Genomic DNA, 23,686 nt, shown 5'->3' on the forward strand with positions numbered 1-23,686 from the left:
TCGGGTGGACACGAGCGCACCCGATCCGCGCGTCAGCGCTCGATGTCGTAGGCCGCCATCAGCCGGACGATCGTCTCGATCGGCTCGGGCGCGAGATCGATACGAACCAGGGCGGGGGGTGGTGGTGCTGGTACGGGCTGTGACGTCACGGTCATCGCACCGAACGCCTGCGCCGACGTGGGCATCTCAAGGCTCACATCGCGGTATTCGGAATCCTGGACGCGCGACAGCCGCCCGAGCTTGCCGCCCGATCCTTCGGCGATGAGCCGCGCCTGCGCCTGTGCGTTGGCCAGCGCGGCTTGCGTCGCACGCTTGCGCGCGTCGGTGTCGTCCTTCAGCCAGAACGACCGCAGCCCCGCGTTGAGCCCGCCGAGGTGGCCGACCAGCGTGACCAGCGTACCGCCATCGCCGACCCGCGGGGTGTCGATCGTGACCGGCAGCGTCGCGACATAGCCGATGATCGCGCACGCCCCCGTCGACAGCCGCTGCTGGCCATAGGAATTCGAGTCGCACTCCTTCGACCGAACCTCGCCGATGGACAGGTTGGCCGCGTGATACTCGGCGGCGTCGTGCAACAGCCCGGTCACGCCGGCACGCATCGCCTTTGCGCCGTCGCGGAGTTTCGCCGCGGCCTCGTCGGACGTAATGCCCTCACCGCGCAGCATGAAGCCAACCGTCACCATGTCCGGCAGGGTTTTCGCCGTGCCACTCGCCGATACCAGGATCTGCGGCGTCGGCGGCGGCGTCTGCGCGACGACCGGCGACCCCGCAGCGATCAACAAGCTCAGCACGACGATCTTCATGAGAATTCCTGGCAATTGGGTCAACGTATCGCTTCACGACGCGCCGATGGTCCGCCATCGGCGGTGTGTTGTCGAGGACCGAACGGCCGAATGCGACCGTACTGCTTGCAGGCTGGCTGAAAACGCGACGGTTACCCGCGCAGCGCCGACCCGCTACGGATCTACGTCATGACCCCGATTCTCTACGGCATCCGCAACTGCGACACGATGAAGAAAGCGCGCGTCTGGCTCGATGCGCACGGCTTCGCCTACGCGTTCCACGACTACAGGGCGTCCGGCATCGACGCGGAACGGCTCGAGGACTGGATCGGCCGCGTCGGCTGGGAGGTGTTGCTCAACCGCGCCGGCACGACGTTCCGCAAGCTGCCCGAGGCGGACAAGGCGGATCTGGACGCCGCCAAGGCCACCGCGCTGATGCTGGCGCAGCCGTCGATGATCAAGCGCCCGGTGCTCGACACCGGTGATGCGCTGCTGGTCGGCTTCAAGCCCGAACGCTATGAGGCCGATCTCGAACGCTAAGGAGAGTCGCATGCCCGTCGCCACCTGGAACGGCACAGAGATCGCCCGCTCCGACGATACCGTCGTGGTCGAGCGCAACCAGTATTTCCCCGCCGACAGCATCGATCCCGCGCTGCTCGAAGACAGCGCGACGACGACACATTGCCCGTGGAAGGGCGACGCCCGCTACAAGACGCTGGTGGTCGACGGACAGCGAAACGTCGACGCCGTCTGGTACTATCCCGACCCGATGCCCGCCGCCGCCGAGATCAAGGGTCGGTACGCATTCTGGAAGGGCGTCACGGTCGCCTGACGCCCGTTCCAAACCCGTCACCCCAGCGAAGGCTGGGGTCTCGCGGGGGCGGGTGCCGTGGCCCGAACCGGGAGATGCCAGCCTTCGCTGGCATGACGGCCAGGGGGGGCATATGACGGGTGGATTGTACGCCGCCCGCACCCCGCGCTAAGACCCGCCGCCATGTCCACCACCTATCAGCTCGACACCGCGACGAGTCGCGGCACCCCGACGCCGACGCCGATGAAGCGCCTTACCGTGCCCGCGATCCAGCGGCGCAAGGGCGGCGAGCCGCTGGTGATGCTGACCGCCTATACCGCGCGAATGGCGCAACTGCTCGACGCGCAGTGCGACCTGCTGCTGGTCGGCGACAGCCTGGGGCAGGTGATCTACGGCCTGCCCTCGACGCTGGCCGTCACGCTCGACATGATGTGCGCGCACGGCGCCGCGGTGGTGCGCGGCAGCTTTCACAGCGTCGTCGTCATCGACATGCCGTTCGGCACCTACGAGGCCAGCCCCGAGGCCGCCTTCGCCTCGGCATCGCGGATCATGGCGGAGACCGGCGCGGCGGCGGTGAAGCTTGAGGGCGGCGAGGCGATGGCCCCGACGATCGCGTTCCTCACCGCGCGCGGCATTCCGGTGATGGCGCATATCGGTCTCACCCCGCAGGCGGTGAACGTGCTCGGCGGCTACGGTGCGCGCGGTCGTACCAACGCCGAACATGCCAAGATCGTTGGCGATGCGCGCGCGGTGGCCGACGCCGGCGCATTCGCGATGGTGGTCGAGGGCGTGCTCGAGCCGCTCGCTCGCACCATCACCGCCGAGGTTGCCTGCCCGGTGATCGGCATCGGCGCGTCGGCCGAGTGCGACGGCCAGGTCCTGGTAACCGAGGACATGCTGGGGCTGTTCGATCGCACCGCGCGCTTCGTGAAGCGCTACGACGACCTCGCCGGCCGCATTTCCGCCGCGGTCGCGGACTATGCAGGAGAGGTTCGGGCCCGGACCTTCCCGACACCCGACCAGACCTACGCCGCGAAGGATTGACCGGCGGATTGATCCGGCTTTCGTTTCACCGGCGGCACGGCTAAGGTCCGCCGCGCTTTCCCCTCAGATCCGGAGCTGTCCTTGGCCCTGCCGCCGAAAACCGATGAAGCATTCCTGCGCGAGGTCGACGAGGAACTGCGTCGCGACCAGCTTGCCGGGTTTTGGACCCGCTGGGGCCTGTGGGTCGCGGTGGCGGTCGTTGCCGCGCTCGCGGTGCTGGGCGGCTTCCTCTACTGGCAGCACCGCCAGGCCGAGGCTGCGGGCGTCGAGGGCGAGCAGTTGCAGGCCGCGTATAATTCGCTGGCCGCCAACAACGTGTCCGCCGCATCGAAGTCGCTCGGCGAACTGGCCGGGTCGAGCCGCGACGGATACCGCGCGCTGGCGATGTTCACGCAGGCCGACATCCTGTTGCAGAAGAACGACCTGAAGGGTGCCGCGCAGAAGTTCGCGACGGTCGCCGCCGATACGTCGCTGGCCAAGCCGTTCCGCGATCTCGCGCTGATCCGCCAGACCTCGGCCGAATACGACACGCTGAAGCCGCAGGTCGTGGTCGAGCGGCTGCGGCCGCTCGCGGTGCCGGGCGGCCCGTGGCTCGGCAGCGCCGGCGAGATGGTAGGCGTCGCCTATATCCGCCTCAACCAGCGCGCGCAGGCCGGGACGCTGTTCGGCCAGGTCGCGCGCGATCCGAACGTGCCCGACACGATCCGTCAACGCGCGGTTCAGATGGCGGGCGTACTGGGCGTCGACGCCACGCCGAATGCGACCCCTATCGAGGTATCCAAATGAAGAATTCCTATCGCGTAAGCGTCGCGGTGGCTGCGTTGCTGGCCCTTGGCGGCTGCGGCATCTTCAAGGGCGGGGCCAAGAAGACCCCGACGGTCGGCGAACGCGTCCCGATCCTGGTCTCGGAGAACGAGGTCGAGACCGACAAGACGATCGCCGACGTCCAGGTCCTGCTGCCCGCGGCGGCCCCGAACGACAGCTGGGCACAGCCCGGCGGCAACCCGGCGCACTCGCTCGGCCAGCTCGCGCTCGGCAACGCGCCGACCCGCGCGTGGCAGGTCGGGATCAACGGCGGCTCCAACCGCGAGCGGCTCGCCGCGGCACCGGTCGTCGCCGACAACAAGCTGTTCGTGTCGGATGTCGCCGCGGTGATCCACGCCTATGCCGCCGACACCGGCGCGCCGCTCTGGACCACCCCGCTGACCGAGGGCAAGCTCAACGCCAGCGCGCGCTTCGGCGGCGGCGTCAGCTATGACGACGGCAAGGTCTATGCGACCGACGGCGTCGGCGACGTCGTCGCGCTCAACGCCGCGGATGGCAAGCAGCTGTGGCGCGTCAAGCCCGGCGGCCCGTTGCGCGGCTCGCCCACCGTGTCCAACGGCTCGGTCTATGTGCTGACGCAGGACAACCAGATCTTCTCGCTCGATCAGGGCGACGGCAAGGTCCAGTGGGTCCAGTCGGGCACGCTGGAAACCCAGGGCGTGTTCGGCGTCGCGGCCCCCGCGGTCAGCCAGGGCACCGTGGTGGCCGGCTTCTCGAGCGGCGAACTCAGCGCCTATCGTTACGAGAATGGCCGCATCCTGTGGCAGGACGCCTTGTCGCGCACCTCGGTGACGACGTCGGTATCGAGCCTGTCGGACATCGATGCCGCGCCGGTGATCGACAACGGCAGGGTCTATGCGGTCGGGCAGGGTGGCCGCATGGTCGCGCTCGAACTCGCCACCGGCCAGCGCCTGTGGGAGCAGAACTTCGCGGGCATCTCGACGCCGTGGATCGCGGGCGAATGGCTGTTCGTGGTCACGGACGATGCACGCCTGGTCTGCCTGTCGCGCACCAACGGCAAGGCTCGCTGGATCGCACAGCTGAAGCGCTTCCAGAACGAGAAGAAGCGCAGCAACGCGGTGACGTGGTTCGGCCCGGTGCTCGCCGGCAACCACCTGATCCTGACCAATTCGCGCGGCGAGATCGTCTACGTCAACCCGGGCGACGGCGCCGTCGCCTCCACCGTCGAGACCAAGGCGGCGTTCACGCTGCCGCCGATCGTCGCGAATTCGACGCTCTACACGCTCGACCAGAAGGGCAAAATCACCGCGTACCGGTGATGGGTTGGGGGGAACTGCTGCTCCCCCCAAACCTCCGTCATTCCCGCGAAGGCGGGAACCCATACTGGCTAGCCGCGCGGCTCCATCTCGTCGTTGGAGGATATGGGTCCCCGCCTCCGCGGGGATGACGGATCGGAGCTGGGAGCACGCACCACGCATGTTCCCCTATCGTTCCAGACTTGCTACATCGCCCCCATGGCGAAACCCCAAAAACGATACGTATGCCAGGCCTGTGGGTCTGTCGCCTCGCGCTGGGCCGGCCAGTGCGCCGATTGCGCGGAATGGAATACGCTGGTTGAGGAGGCGAACACCGCCGCGACGCCGTTCCATTCGAAGCATAACCTCCAGACCGGTGGCCGCGCGATCCAGCTGGTAGGGCTCGACGCCGAGATCAAGCTGCCCGACCGGATGGCGACCGGTATCGCCGAACTCGACCGCGCGCTCGGCGGCGGCTTCGTCGAGGGCTCCGCGACGCTGATCGGCGGCGATCCCGGCATCGGCAAGTCGACCTTGCTGCTCCAGGCGGCAGCAAAGATGGCGCTGGCCGGCCAGTCGGTCGCCTATGTTTCGGGCGAGGAAGCCGCGGACCAGGTCCGGCTGCGCGCCCGTCGGCTGGGCCTGGGCGACGCGCCGGTGCAACTCGCCGCGGCGACTTCGACCCGCGACATCCTGACCACGCTGCAGACGCGTCCGCCCGCCTTGCTCGTGATCGATTCGATCCAGACGATGCACTCCGACCTGATCGAGGGCGCGCCCGGCACCGTCAGCCAGGTCCGCGCATCGGCACAGGAGCTCATCCGCTTCGCCAAGGAACGCGGCACCGCGGTGGTGCTGGTCGGCCACGTCACCAAGGACGGATCAATCGCGGGCCCCCGCGTGCTCGAACACATGGTCGACACCGTGCTGAGCTTCGAGGGCGAGCGCAGCCACCAGTACCGCATCCTCCGCGCGATCAAGAACCGCTTCGGCGGCACCGACGAGATCGGCGTGTTCTCGATGCAGACCGAGGGGCTGGCCGAAGTCGGCAACCCATCGTCGCTGTTCCTCACCCACCGCGATGACGCGATGACCGGCGCGACGGTGTTCCCCGCGCTAGAGGGCACGCGGCCGGTGCTGGTCGAGATCCAGGCGCTGACCGTCCGGCTGGCCAGCGGCGCGACGCCCAGGCGTGCGGTGGTCGGCTGGGATTCGGGCCGGCTCGCGATGATCCTTGCGGTGCTGGAGGCGCGCTGCGGGCTGAGTTTCTCGTCGGCCGAAGTCTATCTGAACATCGCCGGCGGCTACCGCGTGCAGGACCCCGCCGCCGATCTCGCGGTCGCAGCTGCGCTGATCTCGGCGATGGCCGAACGCCCGGTGCCGGTCGACGCGGTCGCGTTCGGCGAAGTCGCCTTGTCCGGCGAGATCCGCCCGGTCGCCCACGGTCCGCTGCGGTTGAAGGAAGCGAGCAAGCTCGGCTTCGAACGTGCGATGGTGCCGGCGTCGATGACGGACGAGAAATCGGGGATGCGCCTGCAAGGGTTCAAGACGCTCGGCGCATTCGTCGAACATATGCTCGGGCGCGGGTAGAAGGCAGACCGTCAGGCACAGTCAGGCGCGCTCCCCTCCCTGAAAGGGAGGGGTCGGGGGTGGGTAGCTTTCGAGGAAACACCGCGCTCCCCACGAGCCGACCCACCCCCAACCCCTCCCTTTCAGGGAGGGGAGCAACGCTCGCACGCCGTTCCGGCACTAGCCCTGAGCCCCCCGCATCCCTATTCCCTACCGCATGAACCTGACCGCGCTCGATATCATCGTCCTCCTCGCCGTCGCCGGGTCCGCGATCCTCGGTCTGCTGCGCGGGTTCGTGACCGAAGTGCTGTCGCTGTTCGCCTGGATCGGCATCGTCGCGGTGCTGAAGCTGTTCCACGTCCCGCTCGCCGCGATGCTGACGCCCGTCGTCGGCACCGTTTCCGGCGCCGCCGTCCTCGCGTTCGCGCTGATCGCCGGCGTCACCTATATCGGCGGGCGGCTGGTCGCCAACGCGATCGGCAAGCGCACGCGGACCTCGATCCTCGGCCCCGTCGACCGCGCGCTCGGCTTCGGTTTCGGCGCGCTGAAGGGCCTGATCCTTGCCAGCCTCGCCTTCCTGCTGACCACGCTGGTCCTCGACACGCTGCACGGCGGGCCATCGCGGCGGCCGGTGTGGATGACCGGCTCGCGCACCTATCCGCTGCTCAACGCGACCAGCGCCAGCATCGCCGATTTCGTCGACCGCCGCCGCCGCGGCCTGCCGGTGTTCGGCGCGCGGACGCCGCCGCTTTCGTCGACCTCGAATACAAGTGAACCCAGCCAGTGAGCGCGCCCCTCTACAACGCCGAGATCCTGCGGCTCGCCGCCACGATCCCGCATCACGAACGCCTCGCAGAGCCGATGGCGAGCGTCGAGAAGCGCTCGGCGATCTGCGGCAGCCGGGTGACCGTCGACGTCGCGCTCGACGACGCGGGCCGCGTCGGCGAGGTCGGGATGCTGGTCCGTGCCTGCGCGCTCGGCCAGGCCTCGTCGTCGCTGCTCGCCGCGAACGTGATCGGCCGCACCCCCGAGGAAGTCGCCGCCGCACGCGACGCGCTGACCGACTGGCTCGCGGGCAAGGGCGAGCAACCCGACTGGCCCGGCATCGCGATCTTCACCCCGGCGCTCGATTACACCGCGCGCCACCCCTCGATCCGCCTCGCGTTCGAAGCCGCCGCCCAAGCCGCGGTCGAAGCCGCCGCCACCGCGAAGGCGGCGTGCTGATGCACGAGGGCACCACGTCCCTGCTGCGCGACGGCGTCGTCATGCTCGGCGCGGGACTGGTCTTCGTCCTGCTGTTCCGCAAGCTCGGGCTCGGTGCGACGCTGGGCTATCTCGTCGCCGGCGCTGTCGTCGGGCCGCATGTGCTCGGCATGGTCGGCGATGCCGAGGCGAAGCTGGGGATCGCCGAACTCGGCATCACGCTGCTGCTGTTCCTCGTCGGGCTCGAACTGAACCCGACGCGGTTGTGGCGGATGAAGGAGGAGATCTTCGGGTTAGGCCTGCTCCAGGTCGTGCTGTGCGGACTGGCGATCACCGCGATCGTCTGGCTCGCGCATTTCTCGCCGACCGCGGCGCTCGCGCTCGGGCTGCCGCTGGCGCTATCGTCGACCGCGCAGGTGCTGCCGATGCTGCAGTCGTCGGGCCGCATGCGTACCCCGTTCGGCGAGCGCGCGTTCTCGATCCTGCTGTTCCAGGACCTGTCGATCGTGCCGTTGATCACGATCGTCGCGGCGATGAGCCGCAACCCCGCCGACGCCAACGCGCCACCGGGATGGCTGCTCGCGATCTACACCGTACTTGCGATCGGCGGGCTGATCATCGCCGGGCGCTTCCTGTTGCGGCCGATGTTCCGGCTGATCGGCAATCTCGGCGAGCGCGAGATGTTCGTGTTCGCCGGGCTGTTCACCGTCATCGCCAGCGCCGCGGTGATGGAGTTCCTCGGCCTGTCGACCGCGCTCGGCGCGTTCATCGCCGGTGTGATGCTCGCCGACAGCCCGTACCGCCACGAACTCGAGGCCGATGTCGAACCGTTCCGCTCGATCCTGCTCGGGCTGTTCTTCCTTGCGGTCGGCATGCTGCTCAACCTCCAGGCGATCGCCGACCGGCCGTTCTTCGTGCTGGCGATGGCGCTGGCGCTGATCGTTACCAAGACCGGCGTGATCATGGCGATCGGCCTCGCGTTCAAAATGACGTGGCGCCAGGCATTCGCACTCGGCCTTTTGCTGAGTCAGGGCGGCGAATTCGGCTTCGTCCTCTTCGCACAGGCGCAGGCCGGGTATCTGATCAAGCCCGAGGCAGCGAGCCTGTTCGGCGCGATCATCACGCTGTCGATGGCGACGACGCCGTTCCTGATGGGCATCACCAAGCGCTTCCGGGCCGAGCCCCTCGTCGAGGGCGGCGAGCGCGACGGTCCCAAGGCCGACGGCGCCAACGCGATCATCGTCGGCTATGGGCGGTTCGGCCAGACCGTCGGCCAGATGCTGCTGTTGCAGGGCATTCCGGTGACGCTGATCGATACCGATATCGAGATGATCGACATCGCTCAGGAATTCGGCGCGAAGGTCTATTACGGCGACGGCACCCGGCTGGACCTGCTCCGCCAGGCTGGCGCCGCGGATGCCGAGCTGATCTGCTTCTGCATGGACGGCGACCAGATCGAACCCGCCACGCTCGACGCGATCCACGAGGCCTTTCCCAAGGCGTCGATCTACGTCCGCGTGTTCGATCGCCGCGCACTGGTGAAGCTCAAGAAGACCTCGGCCGATTTCATCGTCCGCGAAGTCCTCGAATCCGCGGTCAAGATGGCGCGGATCGCGTTGCGCGGGCTCGACGTCTCGCCCGCCGACATCGACCGCGCGGAGGACAAATATCGCGCCAAGGACAAGGAACGCCTGGCGTTGCAGATCGAGGCCGGCGACATCCGCGCCGCGCGGACCGAGACTGCCGAACGCTTTCCCTGGGGGAATGAACCGCGATGATACTTCTGGTTCTGGCAGCGCTGTCGGGCGCCCTGGCGGTCGCAGCCGGCGCGTTCGGCGCGCACGGCGCGAGCGGCAGCGCAGCGGAATGGCTCCGCACCGGTGCGCAGTATCAGTTGGTCCACGTCGTCGCGGCGCTGGTCGCGGTGCAGATGGGGCACAAGGGCCCGGCCTGGCTGTTCGTCGCCGGCGCCGCAATCTTCGCGATCACGCTCTACGCAATGGCGCTCGGTGCCCCGCGCTGGTTCGGCGCGATCACGCCGATTGGTGGCGCACTGCTTATCGGCGGGTGGCTGTGGCTGGCATGGAACGCGCGCGGCTGACCCCGCTACCCACCCCGTCACCCTCACGCCTACCGTCATCCTGACGAAAGTCAGGACCCAGAGCCAAGCAGCGCTGCGTTCGTTACCCTGGGTCCTGACTTTCGTCAGGATGACGGGGCGGCGGGGATCACCGCTTCTTCCGGCACCGGTCCGAACAATAGACCACGCTCTCCCAATCCCGCGCCCACTTCTTCCGCCACGCAAACGGCCGCTCGCACGCCGGGCACATCTTGATCGGCAAATCCTGCTTCTTGACCCCGGTCGGCATCAGCGCGGCTGCGCGTCGAGGAACGCCTCGACGTCGGCGAGATCGACGGTCTTGTCGAGAAACGTCCGCCCGATCCCGCGCGCGAGCAGGAAGGGCAGGGTACCCGCCGCCATCTTCTTGTCGTGCCGCATATGATCGACAAGTTTCGCGCCGCTAGCCTCGATCCGCGCGGCGGCAAGGCCGTCGGGCAGCCCAACACTGCGCCAATGCGCCGCGACCCGTGTCGAGTCCTGGCCCGGACACAGCCCCTGTGCCGCCGAAAACCCGAACGCGAGCGCACACCCCGCCGCGACGCCCTCGCCGTGGATCAGCGCCTGCGAGAACCCCGTCTCCGCCTCCAACGCATGGCCGAACGTATGCCCCAGGTTGAGCAGCGCACGCGTGCCGTTGGTCTCGTGCTCGTCCGCGGCAACGATCCGCGCCTTCGCCGCGACGCTGTGCGCGATCGCATATTCGCGCAGTTCCAAATCGCCCGCCAGCAACGCCGCGCCATTCGCCTCGCACCATTCGAAGAACGCGAAATCGTCGATCAGCCCGTATTTGACGACCTCGGCATAGCCCGCGCGCAGTTCGCGCGGCGGCAGCGTGTCGAGCACCGCAGGATCGATCAGCACCATCGCCGGCTGGTGGAACGCACCGATCAAATTCTTGCCCGCGCGGGTGTTGATCGCGGTCTTGCCGCCGACCGAGCTGTCGACCTGCGCGAGCAGGCTGGTCGGGATCTGCACGAACTTGCAGCCGCGCTTGAGGATCGCGCAGGCGAACCCGACCAGGTCGCCGATCACGCCCCCGCCCAGTGCCACGACATGGTCACCGCGTTCGATCCCCAGGTCGAGCAGCCGGTCGCACAGCCGTTCCAGCGTCGCCCAGCTCTTGCTGCCTTCACCCGGCTCCAGCACGATCGTCTCGCTCGCGACCCCCGCCGCGGTCAGCGCGCCCTGCAGCGTCGCGAGATGCGGCGCCAGATTCTCGTCGGTGACGATCGCCATCGTCCGCCCGCGCGCGAGCGGCGCCAGATGATCGGCGGCGCGCGCAAGCAGCCCCGCTTCGATCAGGATCGGATAGGTCCGTGCGCCCAATTCCACGGTGATCGTCTTCATGCGCGCAAGGCTTTCAAGATGGCCGCCACGGTCGCCTCGTGCGGCGCCTTCTGGCTGGCGATGTGGATATGCGCCTGCGCGTAGATCGGGTTGCGGACGCGCGCCAGTTCGGCCAGCACCTCCTTCGCATCGCGGTTGCGCAGCAGCGGCCGCGTGTCGCGCCGGCCGACGCGCTCGGCGAGCACTTCCGGCCGCGCGCTCAGCCAGATCGAGGTCGACGCCGACAAAATCAGCGCCCGCGTGTCGTCGTTGATGAACGCGCCGCCGCCGGTCGCGATCACCTTGGGCGTGCCGTCGACCAGCCGCGAGATCACGCGGCGCTCGCCGTCGCGGAAATACGGCTCGCCGAACCGTTCGAAGATTTCGGCGACAGTCATCCCCGCCGCGGCCTCGATCTCGTGGTCCGCATCGACGAACGGCAGCCGCAGGCGCTGCGCCAGACGGCGTCCGACGGTGGTCTTGCCGACCCCCATCAGGCCCACCAGCACGATCGGTCGATCGGTCGGCAGCCCCTTCGCGGGCCGGGCATCGGGGTTGTGGCTTTGCAACATGCTGGCACGCGCTATACAGCGGCGTCGCGCGGTGGGAAACGCCGTGCGCGTTTCCTCCGGTCGTTTAAGGTTCGCCATGTCCCGCCTGCTTCTTTCGGTCGTCGTCATCCTCGTCGTGATCGTGGGCGGGTTGTTCCTGCTCGCCGGCCGCGCGACCGAGCGTCCGCAGACCCGCGTCGAGAAGGCCGTGACGCTTGCGAACCTTTCCTAAGCTTTCGCTGGCGGCGCTGGTCGCTGCTGGGGTCACCGTCGGCGGGTTTGCCGCGCTGGCGCCCGCGATCGGGCAGGACAAGCCCGAATCGATCCTGCCGCCAGGGTTCGGCGATGCCCCCGCGCCTGCGCCGGCACCCAGCCCGACCCCAACGCCTGCGCCGCGTACCGGAACGCCGATCCCGCCGACCGCGACCGTACAGCCGCTGCCGACACCGGCCGTCGATCCTTCGGCGACGCCCGATCCGGCGGCTGCTGCTGCGGCGACGCCCACGGTCGATCCGGCGGTGCTCGCGCAATATGAGATGCCGGCTTCCGCGCGCCGCTCGCTCGACACCGTCGGTCCGGTCGGGACCGGGCAGGGCGGCCTCGACGCCGACGCCTTCGGGACTGCCGATGGTCGCTATGTCGAGCGTCTGATGCGGCATTTGAGCGCGCCGCTGCCGTCGCGCTGGATGTCGATCCTGCTGCGCCGGACGCTGGCGTCGCGGCTCGATACGCCGCGTAACGTCAACGGTGCCGATTTCGCCGCCGAACGCGGCTGGCTGTTGCTGCGGATGGGCGAATCGGTCGCCGCCCGTGCCGTCGTGCAGGGCGTCGACACCGACAACTATACGCCGAAACTCTATCAGGTCGCGATGAACACGGCGCTGGCGAACGGCGATCCCGGCGGGCTGTGTCCGCTGGTCACAGGCGCGATGCGGGTCGCGCCGGCGCGCGGCTGGACGATGGCGCAGGCGATGTGCGCCGGGCTGTCGGGCTATCCGGCGCAGGCCGGGCCGCTGCTGACGACCGCGCGCCGTCGCAACGTCGCCAGCGGGATCGACCTGTTGCTGGCGCAGAAAGTGATCGGTGCTGGCGCGCAGGGGCGCCAGGCGGTGACGATCGAATGGGACGGCGTCGATCAGCTGACGAGCTGGCGGTTCGGGCTGGCGATGGCGACCGCGGTGGCGGTGCCCGACGCGCTCTACGCGACCGCCGGGCCGCAGGTGACCTATTGGCGTGCGCTCTCGCCGAGCATGACGCTGGCCGACCGCATCGGTGCGGCCGAGGCAGCGGCGGGGCAGGGCGTGCTGTCGAGCGCCGCGCTGGTCGATCTCTACAGCGCCGCGGCCGACGACGACACCGTGCAGAGCACGACCACCGCGACCGCGCGCGACCTGCAGACCGCCTATGCCGATCGCGACAGCGACGCGGGGATGGCGGCGCTGCGGCAGATATGGGGCGATGGCTCGGCGCGGCCATCCTATGCGCGGCTGGTGCTGACCGCGCGTGCGGCGGCGCGGATGCCCGCGGCGAAGGACAAGGCCGAGAACGACCGGCTGGTGGCGTCGATGCTGTCCGCCGGGCTCGATCGCACCGCGGCGCGCTGGCGTACCCGGGTCGATACCGGCAGCGATGCCTGGGCGATGATCCTGCTCGGCGATCCCGACGCGTACGGCCGCGTCGGCTATAGCGATCTGGCCGCCTATTCCGGTGACGAGGGCGATTCGGCGTTGAAGCAGCGCATGCTGTTCGCCGGGCTCGCCGGCCTGGGTCGCCTGTCGCCGGCCGATGTCGAACGCGCTGCGCAGGCGCTCGACGTCCGCATCGGTGCCGAGAACAGCTGGACGCGCGCGCTCGATTCGGCGGCGCGCGCCGGGCAGGCGGGCACCGTCGCGCTGCTTGCGGCGACCGGCATGCAGACCTCGTCGTGGAAGGGGGTGCCGCCCGAGGCGCTCTACCGGATCGTCGGCGCGCTGCGTGCGGTCGGCCTCGACGGCGAAGCGCGGATGATCGCGGCGGAGGCGATCGCGCGGGCATGACGGCGCTGGCCGATCACGCGCTGATCGACCGGTTCCTTGAGATGATGACCGCCGAGGCAGGCGCGGCCCCGAACACCGTGGCCGCTTATCGCAGCGACCTCGCGCTAGCGTCGCAGCGGCTCGACGGCGGGCTCGCCGCCGCCGATGCCGATGCGCTGACCCGCGTCGCCAACGACTGGGCGGCGCTGTCGCGGTCCACCGTCGCGCGCAAATCGGCGTCGCTGCGGCGGTTCTACGCGTTCCTCGCCGACGAGGGCCACCGCGCCGACGACCCCGGCAAGGCGCTGCCCCGTCCCGGCACCGCCCGCCCGCTGCCAAAAGTGCTCAGCCACGCCGACGTCGACCGGCTGTTCGCCGCGGTCGCCGAGCGCCAGGCGCGACCGATCGCCGATCCCAACGACCTGCGCCTGGCCGCGCTGATCGAGCTGCTCTACGGCTCGGGGCTGCGCGCGACCGAGCTCGTCAGCCTGCCGCGCAACGCGGTCCACCCCGATCGGCCGTTCCTGATCCTGCGCGGCAAGGGCGGCCGCGAACGCCTGGTCCCGATCTCGGACCGCGCGCGCGCCGCGGTTGCGGTGTGGCGCGATCATGTCGATAGCGACCGGCTCTGGTTGTTCCCGTCGGGCAAGGGGCACCTCTCGCGGATCCGCCTCTACCAGCTCGTCAAGGCGCTTGCCGCCGACGCCGGGGTGCCGCCGGACCGCGTCTCGCCGCACGTCCTGCGCCATGCGTTCGCGACGCATCTGCTGGAGGGCGGGGCGGACCTGCGCGCGCTGCAATCGATGCTCGGCCACGCCGATATCGCGACCACCGAGATCTATACGCATGTCGACGCCAGCCGGCTGGTCGAGCTGGTCAACAGCCGCCACCCGCTCGCCGATGTACCCGCCCGCGTTGACGTGCCGCCACGCGCGCCGTAACCGCGGGCGCATGCCAAGCTTCCTCGACTTCGAGAAACCGATCGCCGAACTCCAGGGCCGGATCGACGAACTCCGCGACACCGCCGCCGAAGGCAGCGTCGACCTCACCGCCGATATCACCCGGCTCCAGGCCAAGTCCGACAAGCTGTTGAAGGACACCTTCGCGCGGCTGACGCCGTGGCAGAAGACGCAGGTCGCGCGCCATCCCGAACGCCCGCACTTCAAGGATTACGTCGCGGCGCTGTTCGACGAGTTCGTGCCACTGGCGGGCGATCGCGCGTTCGGCGACGACCAGGCGATCCTAGGCGGCTTCGCGATCTTCCGCGGGCGCAAGATCATGGTGCTGGGCCACGAGAAGGGCGATGACACCGCCAGCCGGCTCCGTCACAATTTCGGCATGGGCAAGCCCGAGGGCTATCGGAAGGCGATTCGCCTGGTCGAGCTCGCAGACCGATTCGGCCTGCCGGTCGTCACGCTGGTCGACACATCCGGCGCATTCCCCGGCATCCAGGCCGAGGAGCGCGGCCAGGCCGAGGCGATCGCCCGCTCGACCGAGGCCTGTCTCGGCGCCGGCGTCCCGATCGTCAGTGCGATCGTCGGCGAAGGCGGTTCCGGCGGCGCGGTGGCGCTGGCAGCGGGCAACCGCGTGCTGATGTTCGAACACGCGGTCTATTCGGTGATTTCGCCTGAGGGCTGCGCTTCGATCCTGTGGCGCACCGCGGACAAGGCGCCGGAAGCCGCCGAGGCGATGAAGATCACCGCGCAGGACCTCAAGGCGTTCGGCGTGATCGACGCGATCGTCCCCGAACCGCTGGGCGGCGCGCACCGCGATCCGGCCGGTGCGATCGACCTACTGGGCGGCGCGCTGTCGGATGCGCTCGGTGAGCTCGTGCAACTGTCGCCGGCCGAACTGCGCCGCGACCGCCAGGCCAAGTTCCTGCAGATGGGTCGCCTCTAAGCACAAACGAAAAAGGGCGGCGGAACCGAAGTTCCGCCGCCCCATTCAATAGGTCCTTATGGGAACCTATTAGCTCACTGCGCTGCCGAGCTTGCCCGAGACGTTGTTGAACGTCTTGTTCAGCGAACCAGCGAGGCCCGACATTGCGGCCATGGCGGCGACGGCGATCAGTGCGGCAATCAGGCCGTACTCGATTGCGGTGGCGCCCTTGTTGTTCTTCAGGAACTTGCGAATCGTCTTCATTCCGGTCTCCATCGTTAGATTGTTTCAGTCACCCGGCTGCGCCGGACAGACCGGATCAGCGTTTCGACCGATACGGGGGCCGGGTTGATAAAAGTTTAAGATCGCTGCGAAATCGGCGGGACGTCGAATTCGGCGTCATCAATGCGCGGCGGCGACGCTGACATCGACGTAGTTCCACAGCCCGATCGTCTTGTCGGCGAGCGCCGTCAGCGCGAGCAGCATACCCAGGAACACCAGCGCCAGGATCAGCCCGTATTCGATCGCAGTCGCCCCGCGCCGGTCGCGCGTCAGGCGGACGAGCGTAGCGACGACGCGCTTTACGGCGGGCATGGGCAGCTTCATGGCATGGAGCCTAGCGGCAGGGACTTAACGAATGACCAACAAATGACCGATGTCGGAGTATCGAGCCTGTTGTTGCCGGTCGTCGCGGCAGCGCTGGTGGATCGGGACGGGCGGGTGCTGCTGCAGCAGCGTCCCGAGGGCAAGTCGCTGGCCGGGCTATGGGAATTCCCCGGCGGCAAGGTCGAGGCTGGGGAGACCCCGGAGGTCGCGCTGATCCGCGAGCTCGAAGAGGAACTGGGGATCGCGGTGCCGCATGCGTGCCTCGCCCCCGGCGCCTTCGCCAGCGCACCGCTCGGCGACCGGCATCTGTTGCTGCTGCTCTACATCGCGCGAAAATGGGTCGGGGTGCCGCGCGCGCTGGAGGCCACGGCGCTGAAATGGGTCCGTCCCGCAGAGATGTACGCGCTGCCGATGCCGCCCGCCGATCGCCCGCTGATCGGCCTGCTCGACGCGCTTATCTGAGCGTTCGCGTACCGCCGACGCAAACGCGGGGTTGACCATCGGCCAAAACCCCCGCATTTGCGCCGCCTTCACGCGATCGAGGCCCGATGGCGGAGTGGTGACGTAGAGGACTGCAAATCCTCGCACCCGGGTTCGATTCCCGGTCGGGCCTCCAATCGCGCTGACCCCCTTCAGATACGAGATTAGCGACGCCGTGCGACGCTGTCCGACGCTCGGAAATTCGGAATCTCGAGTGCCTCGAAGATCGGCGCGGACAACTGCCTAGATTCAGTTTGGAACTATTCAGCCTGATCTATGTTTGACCGGCATCGACTAGTTCGGCTTGCCGGATATGGCGCTATTCGGGTTCCGGCCCTGAGATCTTCGCCTTCGGTATGCCTTACTGGCCTATTCTGCAACGCTGGCGGGGCGTTCCTTGAGATATATGCGATCGCGGACGGGATGCGTGCAGCTTCCGCCCGACGCTAAGGATACTCGCATGGCTACCCTGACCGTCGGTCCGAACTCGACCTTCCGCTCCATTCAAGACGCCATGACCGCAGGCGGTCCGGGCGACGTTATTCTGCTCGAATCCGGCTATTCCGGCGAAGTCGCCTCGGTCCTCTATACCGGCATGACGATCCAGGGCGACGCCACCTCGACCGGCATCGTGCTCAACCTCGCCGGCGGCGTCACCAGCGTGACGCTCGGCGGCACCGCACCGATCAACGTGTTCGACGGCGCCGACGGCAACATGATCGTCGGCAACGACGGCGACAACGTCATCCAGGTCTCGGGCGGCGCCGACGCGGTCAGCGGCGGGCTGGGGCAGGATCGCCTGATCGTCGACTACAGCCTCGCGACCGGCGCCGTATCCGGTGATTCGCTGTCGAACTTCGCCGAAGCCGGCAGCGGCGGGCGTCTCGTCACCATCAACGGCGGGTTCGAGGATTTCACCATCCTGACCGGTAGCGGCGCCGACACCCTCACTGTTGGCAACGGCAACAACGAAGTTCGCGCCGGCAACGGTGCCAACACCATCACCGCGGGCAACGGCGTCAACCTGATCGTGGGCGGCAACGATGCCGACACCATCGTCGCAGGCGACGGCGGCAACCGCGTCGAGGCCGGCAACGGTGCCAACACGATCACCACGGGCGGCGGCGCCGACGTCATCACCACCGGCAACGGGGCGGATTCGATCACCTCGGGTGCCGGCAACGACGTCATCACCATCACCGGCGGACAGGACACCATCGTCGCCGGCGCGGGTACCGACCAGCTGATCGTCGATTATTCTGCAGCCGTGACCGCAGTCACCGGCGGCGTCACCAGCGGCAACCTCGCCGGCGGCTATGTCGGGTCGATCGCCGATCTGTCGGGCGCCAAGGCCGACTTCATGGGCGTCGAGAACTTCCGCATCACCACCGGCACCGGCAACGACACCGTGACGACCGGCGACGGCACCGACTACATCGCCGGTGGCGCAGGCAACGACGTCATCACCGCGGGCGGCGGCGACGATCTGGTGTACGGCAACACCGGCAACGACACGCTTTACGGCAATGCCGGCAACGACCAGCTGTTCGGCGGCCAGGGCGACGACTCGTTGTTCGGCGGCCAGGGCGACGACGTGCTTCACGGCAATCTCGGCAATGATCATCTCGAGGGCGGCAAGGGCATCAACGATGTCTTTGGCGACGGTGGTTCGGATACCGCGGGCTACATCAACGCCGCCTCGGGCGTGACGGTAACGCTGGTCGGGCAGGGTATCGCCGGATCCGCAGCAGTCGCACAGGCCACCGGTGTCTCCACCGATACGCTGCACGACATCGCCAACCTGACCGGATCGGCCTTCGCGGATACGTTGACCGGTGATGGCGCCGCCAACGTTCTGACCGGCGGGTTCGGCAACGACACGCTGTTCGGCGGCGACGGCAACGACACGCTGTTCGGCAACCAGGACAACGACACCCTCAACGGCGGGTTCGGCAACGACACGCTGTACGGCGGCCAGGGCGACGACGCGCTCTACGGCAACCAGGGTGACGACACGCTGATCGGTGGGATCGGCAACGATACGCTGTTCGGCGGGCAGGGCAACGACGTGCTCGACGGTGGCGACGGCAACGACATCCTCGTCGGCGGTCTGGGCAACAACACGCTCACCGGTGGGGCAGGGGCGGACAGCTTCGTCGCCAATGCCGCGGCACATGACTCGATCTTGGACTTCAACCAGGCCGCGGGCGACCGTATCGACCTGCGCTCGGTCGACGCGGTGCAGGGCAACGCCAACGCGCTCGACCGCTTCACGCTGGTCGACAGCTTCAGCGGCCAGGCCGGCCAGCTGACCGTCTCCGCCGCAAGCGATGCGGGCCATTACGTCGTCCAGGGCGACACCAACGGCGACGGAGCAGCGGACTTCGCGATCGACGTCTACGGCGCAGCTGCGGCACCGCATCAGGATGCCTTCATCTTCGCCTGATCGCGTACCGACGAGTGACTGAAACGGCCGGCCGGGGAGCGATCCCGGGCCGGCTTTTTCGTGTCAGGCGATCCCGTCGGGCCGGGTGCCGCCGACCAGTTCCAGCCGGGTGTTGGGCGTGCCGACGTCGATCCCCTCTGCCGCGAACCGCTGCAGGATCTGCATCAGCACCGCGCTGCGCGTCGGATAGGCCTCGCGCGGTCCGCTGACGTGCGCCATGCAGTTGAAGCCGATCCGCCCGTCGACGATCCCATCGAGGAACACCACCGGCGCGGGCGTGGCGAGAACCGCCTCCGCGTCCGCGAACGCCTGCAGCACGATCGCGCGCACCGGGCCCGGATCGGTGTTCAGCGGCACCGTGAACAGGATCTGGATCCGCCCCAGCGCATTCGACAGCGTCTTGTTCAGCACCGTCTCGGTGATCAGCTTCGAGTTCGGCACGATCAGCGTCGAATGATCGCCAAGCACGATCTCGGTCGACCGCACGCTGATCCGCTTGACGTCGCCCTCGTCCGCGCCGATCCGGATCAGGTCGCCGATCTTGACGGGTCGCTCGGCGAGCAGGATCAGCCCCGAGACGAAGTTCTGCGTGATCGCCTGCAGGCCGAAGCCGATGCCGACCGACAGTGCCGACAGCAGCAGCGCGATCCGCTCCAGCCCGATGCCGAGCGCGGCCAGCCCCCACAGCACCGCGATCAGGATGCCGATATAGCGCGCTACCAGCCCGACCGAATTCCGCGCACTGTCGTCCAGCTCGGTGGTCGGCAGATAGCGCGTGTTCAGCCAGCCCAGGAAACCGCGCGCCAGCGCCAGCCCGACGCCGAACACCAGCAACGCGCGCAGCACCGCCCCCGGCGAGATCGTCACCTGGCCGATCGTCAGCCCGTCCGACAGCGTGCCGAGCTGCGAGAAGAACGAGCCGAACCCGGTACCGAACGGGGTCAGGATCGCGCCCAGCGCAAACACTATCAGCACCAGCCTCAGCACGCCCGACAGCAGCACGCCGAACTGGTCGATCGCGCTCGGCCGGATGCCGATGCTGCGGCCGATCAGGATACCGGGCCGGCTGGACGCCGCGAACAGGCTGGTGGCGACGTCGTCGGCCACCGTCAGCAGGATATATAGCGCGCCGACCACGATCGCCGGCCAGAAGATCACCGATCGCATCAGCCACAGCGCCAGCCCGATATAGCCGCCGAGGATCGCGATCGCCGCGCCGATCGTCGTCGCGGTCACGACCAGCGCGATCAACGCGATCGTCGGATGCGCAAACCCCGATGCGGCCTCGCCGCCCTCCGCCTCGAGCCGGTTGCGCGCCGCGCGTCGCTGGCGGGCGATCGTGACCAGCACGCCGATCGCGACCATCAGCGTCAGCACGGCTTCGGCGGTGTCGGCGGCGGTATGCGCCGCGCGGCTGGCGCGGGCGGCATCGTTGATGGCCAGCAAAAGCGGGTCGACCAGCGCGAGCACCGCCAACCCCCAGCTCCATGGCCGCAGCGCATCTGCCAGCGCGTCATCGATCGGCAGCAACCGCCACGACGGCTGGTTGCGCAGCAGTAGCGCCCCCGCCAGCGCGGTGATGAACGCGGCGACGAAGGTCGCCGGCACCAGCGCCGCGACGATCGGCGCCCACCGCTCGTCGACCATGTTGGCCGCGCCCATGCCCCAGACGAATGCCAGCGCAGCCATTCCCGGCGTCGCGGTGCCGATCACCAGCCGCCACAGTGCATAGCCCGACCGCCGCACGCGGTGGCCCGGCACGTTGTCGATCGCATATTGCCGGCCGATCGTCCGCAGCCGCATCCGCACCGGTCCCAGCACCAGGATCGCGACCAGCAGGCCCAGCACCGCCAGCCAGCCATGCGGCCCGCGACCGCCCGCGACCGCGGTCCTGAACCCCATATGCGCGAGCTGACCGATCCGGGTCACGTCGCCCGGTACCGCTTCGGCAAGCGGACCCCAGAAGCTCGGGGTCAGCACCGACGGCAATTGCTGCGCGAGCTGCCGTCCCCGCCGCGCCGCGATCGTCGCGTCGAGTTCGTCGTCGATCTGCTTCGATTCGATCACCAGCAGCCGCGCGCGCTTGATCGCCGAATCGATCGTCGACCGCTGTTGCGCGAGCAGGCGGCGCTGCGCGGCGATATCCGGCGCTTCGGCAACGCCCGGTGTCGGGGCCCCGAGCTGCGCGATCCGCGCGTCGATCATCGTGATCTGCGTCTGCAGCGTATCCGCGCTGTCCGACGCCGACTTGCGCGCCGCCGCCAGCTTTGCAGTGACCGCGCGCTGGCCGTCCTGGTCCAGCCGGGTGTCGAGCAAGCGGTCGGTCGCCTGCACATCCGTCGATGCCTGCGCGATCGCGGCGACCGCGGTCGCGACCGGGTCGGGCGGCACGACCTGTGCGGCCACCGGTTGCGCCCAGAACAGGGTGAGTATCGCCAGCCAGAGCAGCCGGGCGCGCGTCGTCGATCGTTCTGTCATCGCTCGGCCTATACACCCGCCCGACGGATTTTGGGGCGGGAAACCAAATCTGGGCGAACCCCAAGAAATCGGTGCGCCCGCATCGCGCGTCGCAACCTATGTTCCGTGCCGCATGCAGGAGTGACCATGACCGACGAACAGACTCTGGACGTCCGCGTTACCGACGGCGGGCTAGGCGCGGAGATCCGCGGGATCGATCTGCGTACGATCGACGCGACCGGGTTCGCCGATGTGAAGCAGGCGTGGCTCGACAACCTCGTCCTGTTGTTCCGCGACCAGCAGCTGAGCGACGCCGATCTGATCGCGTTCAGCCGCCGGCTCGGCGAACTCGACCATGCGCCGGTGCAGGAAACCGGGCGCCGCTTCGTCGGCGGCATGCCCGAGCTGTATGTCGTGTCGAACGTCGTCGAGAACGGCCAGCCGATCGGCAGCCTCGGCAATGGCGAGGCGGTCTGGCACACCGACATGTCCTATACCGAGCTGCCGCCCAAGGCGAGCGCGCTCTATGCGCTGGAGGTCCCGCCGACCGGCGGAAACACCAGCTTCGTCAATATGTACGCGGTCTACGACTCGCTGCCCGACGCGCTGAAACAGCGGATCGCCGGGCTGCGCGTAAAGCACGACGGCACCTACAACAGCGGCGGTTTCGTCCGCCAGGGCGTGATCCCCAGCGACGACCCGCGCGAGGCGCCGGGCGCGCTCCACCCGATCGTCTACACCCACCCCGAGACCGGGCGGCAGGCGCTCTATCTCGGCCGTCGCCGCAATGCTTACGTCGAGGGCCTGGACCTCGCCGAGTCCGAGGCATTGCTCGACGCGCTGTGGGACCAGGTCGAGCATAGCCCGCATACCTGGACCAATGTCTGGCGGCCCGGCGACCTGGTGCTGTGGGACAATCGCTGCACCATGCATCGCCGCGATCCGTTCGATCCGGACAGCCGCCGGGTGATGCACCGGACCCAGATCAAGGGCGAAAGCCGCCCTGCGTGAGCGGCGCGTTGTCGCGCCGCCGGTTCGGGCTGAGCGTGCCCAACCAGGTGCTGGCGGTGCTCTGCCTGATGTACCTGGTGCTCTATATCGAGCGCGTGAACATCGCGACGGTCGCGCCCAGCATGACCGCCGACCTCAAGCTTACCAACGTCCAGTTCGGGCTGGCGGTCTCGGCGTTTTCCTACCCCTATGCGCTGATCCAGCTGTTCGGCGGCTGGATCAGCGACCGTTTCGGCACGCGCAGGACATTGTTGTTCTGCGGCCTGCTGGTCAGCGCGGCGACGATCCTGACCGGGTTCGTCGGCGGCCTCGCCTCGCTGTTCGCGCTGCGGCTGGCGCTCGGCTTCGGCGAAGGCTTCGCGTTCCCCAGCGCGACGCGCGCGATCGCGACGTGGCTGCCGGCCTCGCGCTGGGGTTTCGCGCAGGGCGTCACCCATGCCGCGGCGCGCCTCGGCAATGCGCTGACGCCGCCGCTGATCGTCGGCATCCTCGCCTTCGTGTCGTGGCGCGGCGCGTTCATCGCGCTCGGGCTGCTCAACCTGGTCTGGATCGTGTGCTGGCTGCTGGTCGCGCGCGACGATCCGCGAAAGCATCCCGGCATGACCGAGGCCGACCGGGCCGCGCTGCCATCCGCAAAGCCGCGCGTGCCGGTGTCGCGCGCGCTGTGGCTGCAACTGGCGAAGCGGATCGCGCCGGTGACCGCGGTCGACTTCTGCTATGGCTGGACGCTGTGGGTGTTCCTGACCTGGCTGCCGTCGTTCTTCTTCAAGAACTTCCACCTCGATCTCGCGCATTCCGCATTGTTCTCCGCGGGCGTGCTGCTCGGCGGGGTCGCGGGTGATGCGGTCGGCGGCATCGTCAGCGACCGCATCTATCGCAAGACCGGCAACCTCCAGTCCGCCCGGCGCAACGTCATCGTCACCGGCATGCTCGGCGCGTTCGTGTTCCTGATCCCGGTGGTCATGACCCACGATCTCAACACCGTCGCGATCTGCCTGTCGCTGGCGTTCTTCTTCTCCGAACTGGTGGTCGCGCCGATCTGGGCAGTGCCGATGGATATCGCCCCCGACCATGCCGGCACCGCCAGCGGGATGATGAATTTCGGGTTCGGGATCGCCGGGATCACCTCGCCGCTGGTGTTCGGTGCGCTGCTCGACTGGACCGGCAGCTGGACGGCGCCGTTCTGCGGCTCGATCGCGCTGCTGCTGGTGGGAGCGGGGCTGACCGTCTTCATGCGCCCCGACCGGCCGTTCGTCGCGCGCGCTCAGGATGGCGCGTAGCAGGCGATCCCGCTATCGGGCATC

General features: G+C 68.6%; 25 protein-coding genes and 1 tRNA gene. 19 read left to right on the top strand and 7 right to left on the bottom strand.

Annotation, left to right across the window (positions count from 1 at the left end; genetic code table 11):
* Positions 1 to 32 precede the first annotated feature (32 nt).
* The gene (locus tag SJY20_RS06575; protein ID WP_380785819.1) at positions 33 to 803 is read right to left on the bottom strand and encodes an SIMPL domain-containing protein; all 771 of its coding nucleotides are present in this window, start codon (positions 801 to 803) and stop codon (positions 33 to 35) included.
* Between the two features lie 168 nt (positions 804 to 971).
* Here SJY20_RS06575 and SJY20_RS06580 point away from each other — a divergent pair, with 168 nt between their 5' ends.
* The 10 genes from SJY20_RS06580 (at position 972) to SJY20_RS06625 (ending at position 9,591) form a co-directional block, all read left to right on the top strand.
* Positions 972 to 1,322: an ArsC family reductase gene (locus tag SJY20_RS06580; RefSeq protein WP_380785821.1), complete on the top strand. Its 351-nt coding sequence runs from the start codon at positions 972 to 974 to the stop codon at positions 1,320 to 1,322.
* Positions 1,323 to 1,332: 10 nt separating this feature from the next.
* Entirely contained in the window at positions 1,333 to 1,614 is a 282-nt protein-coding gene (locus SJY20_RS06585) for a DUF427 domain-containing protein (protein WP_380785822.1), read from the top strand.
* Positions 1,615 to 1,776: 162 nt separating this feature from the next.
* Positions 1,777 to 2,637, top strand: coding sequence for a 3-methyl-2-oxobutanoate hydroxymethyltransferase (gene panB, locus SJY20_RS06590; protein WP_380785823.1), 861 nt, complete (start codon positions 1,777 to 1,779; stop codon positions 2,635 to 2,637).
* An 81-nt stretch (positions 2,638 to 2,718) separates the two neighbouring features.
* Complete coding sequence (locus tag SJY20_RS06595) at positions 2,719 to 3,423, top strand: tetratricopeptide repeat protein (protein WP_380785825.1); 705 nt, start codon at positions 2,719 to 2,721, stop codon at positions 3,421 to 3,423.
* Positions 3,420 to 4,742 carry a PQQ-binding-like beta-propeller repeat protein gene (locus SJY20_RS06600; protein WP_380785826.1) on the top strand — a complete coding sequence of 441 codons (1,323 nt, stop codon included), beginning with the start codon at positions 3,420 to 3,422 and terminating at the stop codon, positions 4,740 to 4,742. The genes SJY20_RS06595 and SJY20_RS06600 overlap by 4 nt, the downstream gene beginning before the upstream one ends.
* Positions 4,743 to 4,937: 195 nt before the next feature.
* Entirely contained in the window at positions 4,938 to 6,308 is a 1,371-nt protein-coding gene (gene radA / locus SJY20_RS06605) for a DNA repair protein RadA (RefSeq protein WP_380785827.1), read from the top strand.
* A 196-nt stretch (positions 6,309 to 6,504) separates the two neighbouring features.
* Positions 6,505 to 7,074 (top strand): CvpA family protein, encoded by a 570-nt coding sequence (locus tag SJY20_RS06610; RefSeq protein WP_380785828.1) that lies wholly within the window; start codon positions 6,505 to 6,507, stop codon positions 7,072 to 7,074.
* Positions 7,071 to 7,511: an iron-sulfur cluster assembly scaffold protein gene (locus tag SJY20_RS06615; RefSeq protein ID WP_380785829.1), complete on the top strand. Its 441-nt coding sequence runs from the start codon at positions 7,071 to 7,073 to the stop codon at positions 7,509 to 7,511. Before SJY20_RS06610 ends, SJY20_RS06615 begins: the two co-directional genes overlap by 4 nt.
* The gene (locus SJY20_RS06620; RefSeq protein ID WP_380785830.1) at positions 7,511 to 9,268 is read left to right on the top strand and encodes a cation:proton antiporter; all 1,758 of its coding nucleotides are present in this window, start codon (positions 7,511 to 7,513) and stop codon (positions 9,266 to 9,268) included. The genes SJY20_RS06615 and SJY20_RS06620 overlap by 1 nt, the downstream gene beginning before the upstream one ends.
* A complete protein-coding gene (locus SJY20_RS06625) occupies positions 9,265 to 9,591 on the top strand; it encodes a DUF423 domain-containing protein (RefSeq protein ID WP_380785831.1) in 327 nt (108 codons plus the stop codon). The genes SJY20_RS06620 and SJY20_RS06625 overlap by 4 nt, the downstream gene beginning before the upstream one ends.
* A gap of 127 nt (positions 9,592 to 9,718) precedes the next feature.
* On the opposite strand, the gene SJY20_RS06630 is transcribed toward SJY20_RS06625, so the two are convergent.
* The 3 genes from SJY20_RS06630 to SJY20_RS06640 are packed head-to-tail and all read right to left on the bottom strand — an operon-like array spanning position 9,719 to position 11,510.
* Complete coding sequence (locus SJY20_RS06630) at positions 9,719 to 9,859, bottom strand: DUF2256 domain-containing protein (RefSeq protein WP_380785833.1); 141 nt, start codon at positions 9,857 to 9,859, stop codon at positions 9,719 to 9,721.
* Positions 9,859 to 10,959, bottom strand: a complete 1,101-nt coding sequence (gene aroB, locus SJY20_RS06635; RefSeq protein ID WP_380785834.1) for a 3-dehydroquinate synthase — start codon at positions 10,957 to 10,959, stop codon at positions 9,859 to 9,861. Before aroB ends, SJY20_RS06630 begins: the two co-directional genes overlap by 1 nt.
* Entirely contained in the window at positions 10,956 to 11,510 is a 555-nt protein-coding gene (locus SJY20_RS06640; protein ID WP_380785836.1) for a shikimate kinase, read from the bottom strand. The genes aroB and SJY20_RS06640 overlap by 4 nt, the downstream gene beginning before the upstream one ends.
* 76 nt (positions 11,511 to 11,586) lie before the next feature.
* On the opposite strand from SJY20_RS06640, the gene SJY20_RS06645 reads away from it, so the two are divergent.
* The 4 genes from SJY20_RS06645 to SJY20_RS06660 are packed head-to-tail and all read left to right on the top strand — an operon-like array spanning position 11,587 to position 15,403.
* Complete coding sequence (locus SJY20_RS06645) at positions 11,587 to 11,721, top strand: hypothetical protein (protein WP_277872714.1); 135 nt, start codon at positions 11,587 to 11,589, stop codon at positions 11,719 to 11,721.
* Entirely contained in the window at positions 11,705 to 13,525 is a 1,821-nt protein-coding gene (locus SJY20_RS06650; RefSeq protein WP_380785837.1) for a hypothetical protein, read from the top strand. The genes SJY20_RS06645 and SJY20_RS06650 overlap by 17 nt, the downstream gene beginning before the upstream one ends.
* A complete protein-coding gene (locus SJY20_RS06655) occupies positions 13,522 to 14,445 on the top strand; it encodes a tyrosine recombinase (protein WP_380785839.1) in 924 nt (307 codons plus the stop codon). Before SJY20_RS06650 ends, SJY20_RS06655 begins: the two co-directional genes overlap by 4 nt.
* A 10-nt stretch (positions 14,446 to 14,455) precedes the next feature.
* Positions 14,456 to 15,403: an acetyl-CoA carboxylase carboxyltransferase subunit alpha gene (locus tag SJY20_RS06660; RefSeq protein ID WP_380785841.1), complete on the top strand. Its 948-nt coding sequence runs from the start codon at positions 14,456 to 14,458 to the stop codon at positions 15,401 to 15,403.
* 69 nt (positions 15,404 to 15,472) lie between these two features.
* Here the strand turns inward: SJY20_RS06660 and SJY20_RS06665 are convergent, their stop codons facing one another.
* Both SJY20_RS06665 and SJY20_RS06670 read right to left on the bottom strand, forming a co-directional pair.
* Positions 15,473 to 15,646, bottom strand: coding sequence for a Flp family type IVb pilin (locus tag SJY20_RS06665; protein WP_380785842.1), 174 nt, complete (start codon positions 15,644 to 15,646; stop codon positions 15,473 to 15,475).
* Between the two features lie 138 nt (positions 15,647 to 15,784).
* Positions 15,785 to 15,988: a Flp family type IVb pilin gene (locus SJY20_RS06670; protein ID WP_380785843.1), complete on the bottom strand. Its 204-nt coding sequence runs from the start codon at positions 15,986 to 15,988 to the stop codon at positions 15,785 to 15,787.
* A 42-nt stretch (positions 15,989 to 16,030) separates the two neighbouring features.
* Between SJY20_RS06670 and SJY20_RS06675 the strand changes: the two genes are divergently transcribed.
* The 3 genes from SJY20_RS06675 to SJY20_RS06685 all read left to right on the top strand — a co-directional run bounded on the left by SJY20_RS06675 (position 16,031) and on the right by SJY20_RS06685 (position 18,914).
* On the top strand, positions 16,031 to 16,450 hold the full coding sequence (locus tag SJY20_RS06675) for a (deoxy)nucleoside triphosphate pyrophosphohydrolase (RefSeq protein ID WP_380785845.1): 420 nt from the start codon (positions 16,031 to 16,033) through the stop codon (positions 16,448 to 16,450).
* An 80-nt stretch (positions 16,451 to 16,530) separates the two neighbouring features.
* Positions 16,531 to 16,604: transfer RNA gene (locus SJY20_RS06680), tRNA-Cys, on the top strand.
* Positions 16,605 to 16,928: 324 nt separating this feature from the next.
* On the top strand, positions 16,929 to 18,914 hold the full coding sequence (locus SJY20_RS06685) for a calcium-binding protein (protein ID WP_380785846.1): 1,986 nt from the start codon (positions 16,929 to 16,931) through the stop codon (positions 18,912 to 18,914).
* Positions 18,915 to 18,977: 63 nt separating this feature from the next.
* On the opposite strand, the gene SJY20_RS06690 is transcribed toward SJY20_RS06685, so the two are convergent.
* Entirely contained in the window at positions 18,978 to 21,392 is a 2,415-nt protein-coding gene (locus SJY20_RS06690; protein WP_380785848.1) for a DUF3772 domain-containing protein, read from the bottom strand.
* A gap of 126 nt (positions 21,393 to 21,518) precedes the next feature.
* Between SJY20_RS06690 and SJY20_RS06695 the strand changes: the two genes are divergently transcribed.
* Together SJY20_RS06695 and SJY20_RS06700 are read left to right on the top strand one after the other, a co-directional pair.
* Positions 21,519 to 22,382, top strand: coding sequence for a TauD/TfdA dioxygenase family protein (locus SJY20_RS06695; RefSeq protein ID WP_380785849.1), 864 nt, complete (start codon positions 21,519 to 21,521; stop codon positions 22,380 to 22,382).
* Complete coding sequence (locus SJY20_RS06700; protein WP_380785851.1) at positions 22,379 to 23,662, top strand: MFS transporter; 1,284 nt, start codon at positions 22,379 to 22,381, stop codon at positions 23,660 to 23,662. The genes SJY20_RS06695 and SJY20_RS06700 overlap by 4 nt, the downstream gene beginning before the upstream one ends.
* The last annotated feature ends 24 nt before the right edge of the window (positions 23,663 to 23,686 follow it).

The organism is Sphingomonas sp. R86521 (assembly GCF_042466235.1).
Taxonomy (GTDB): Bacteria; Pseudomonadota; Alphaproteobacteria; order Sphingomonadales; family Sphingomonadaceae; genus Sphingomonas.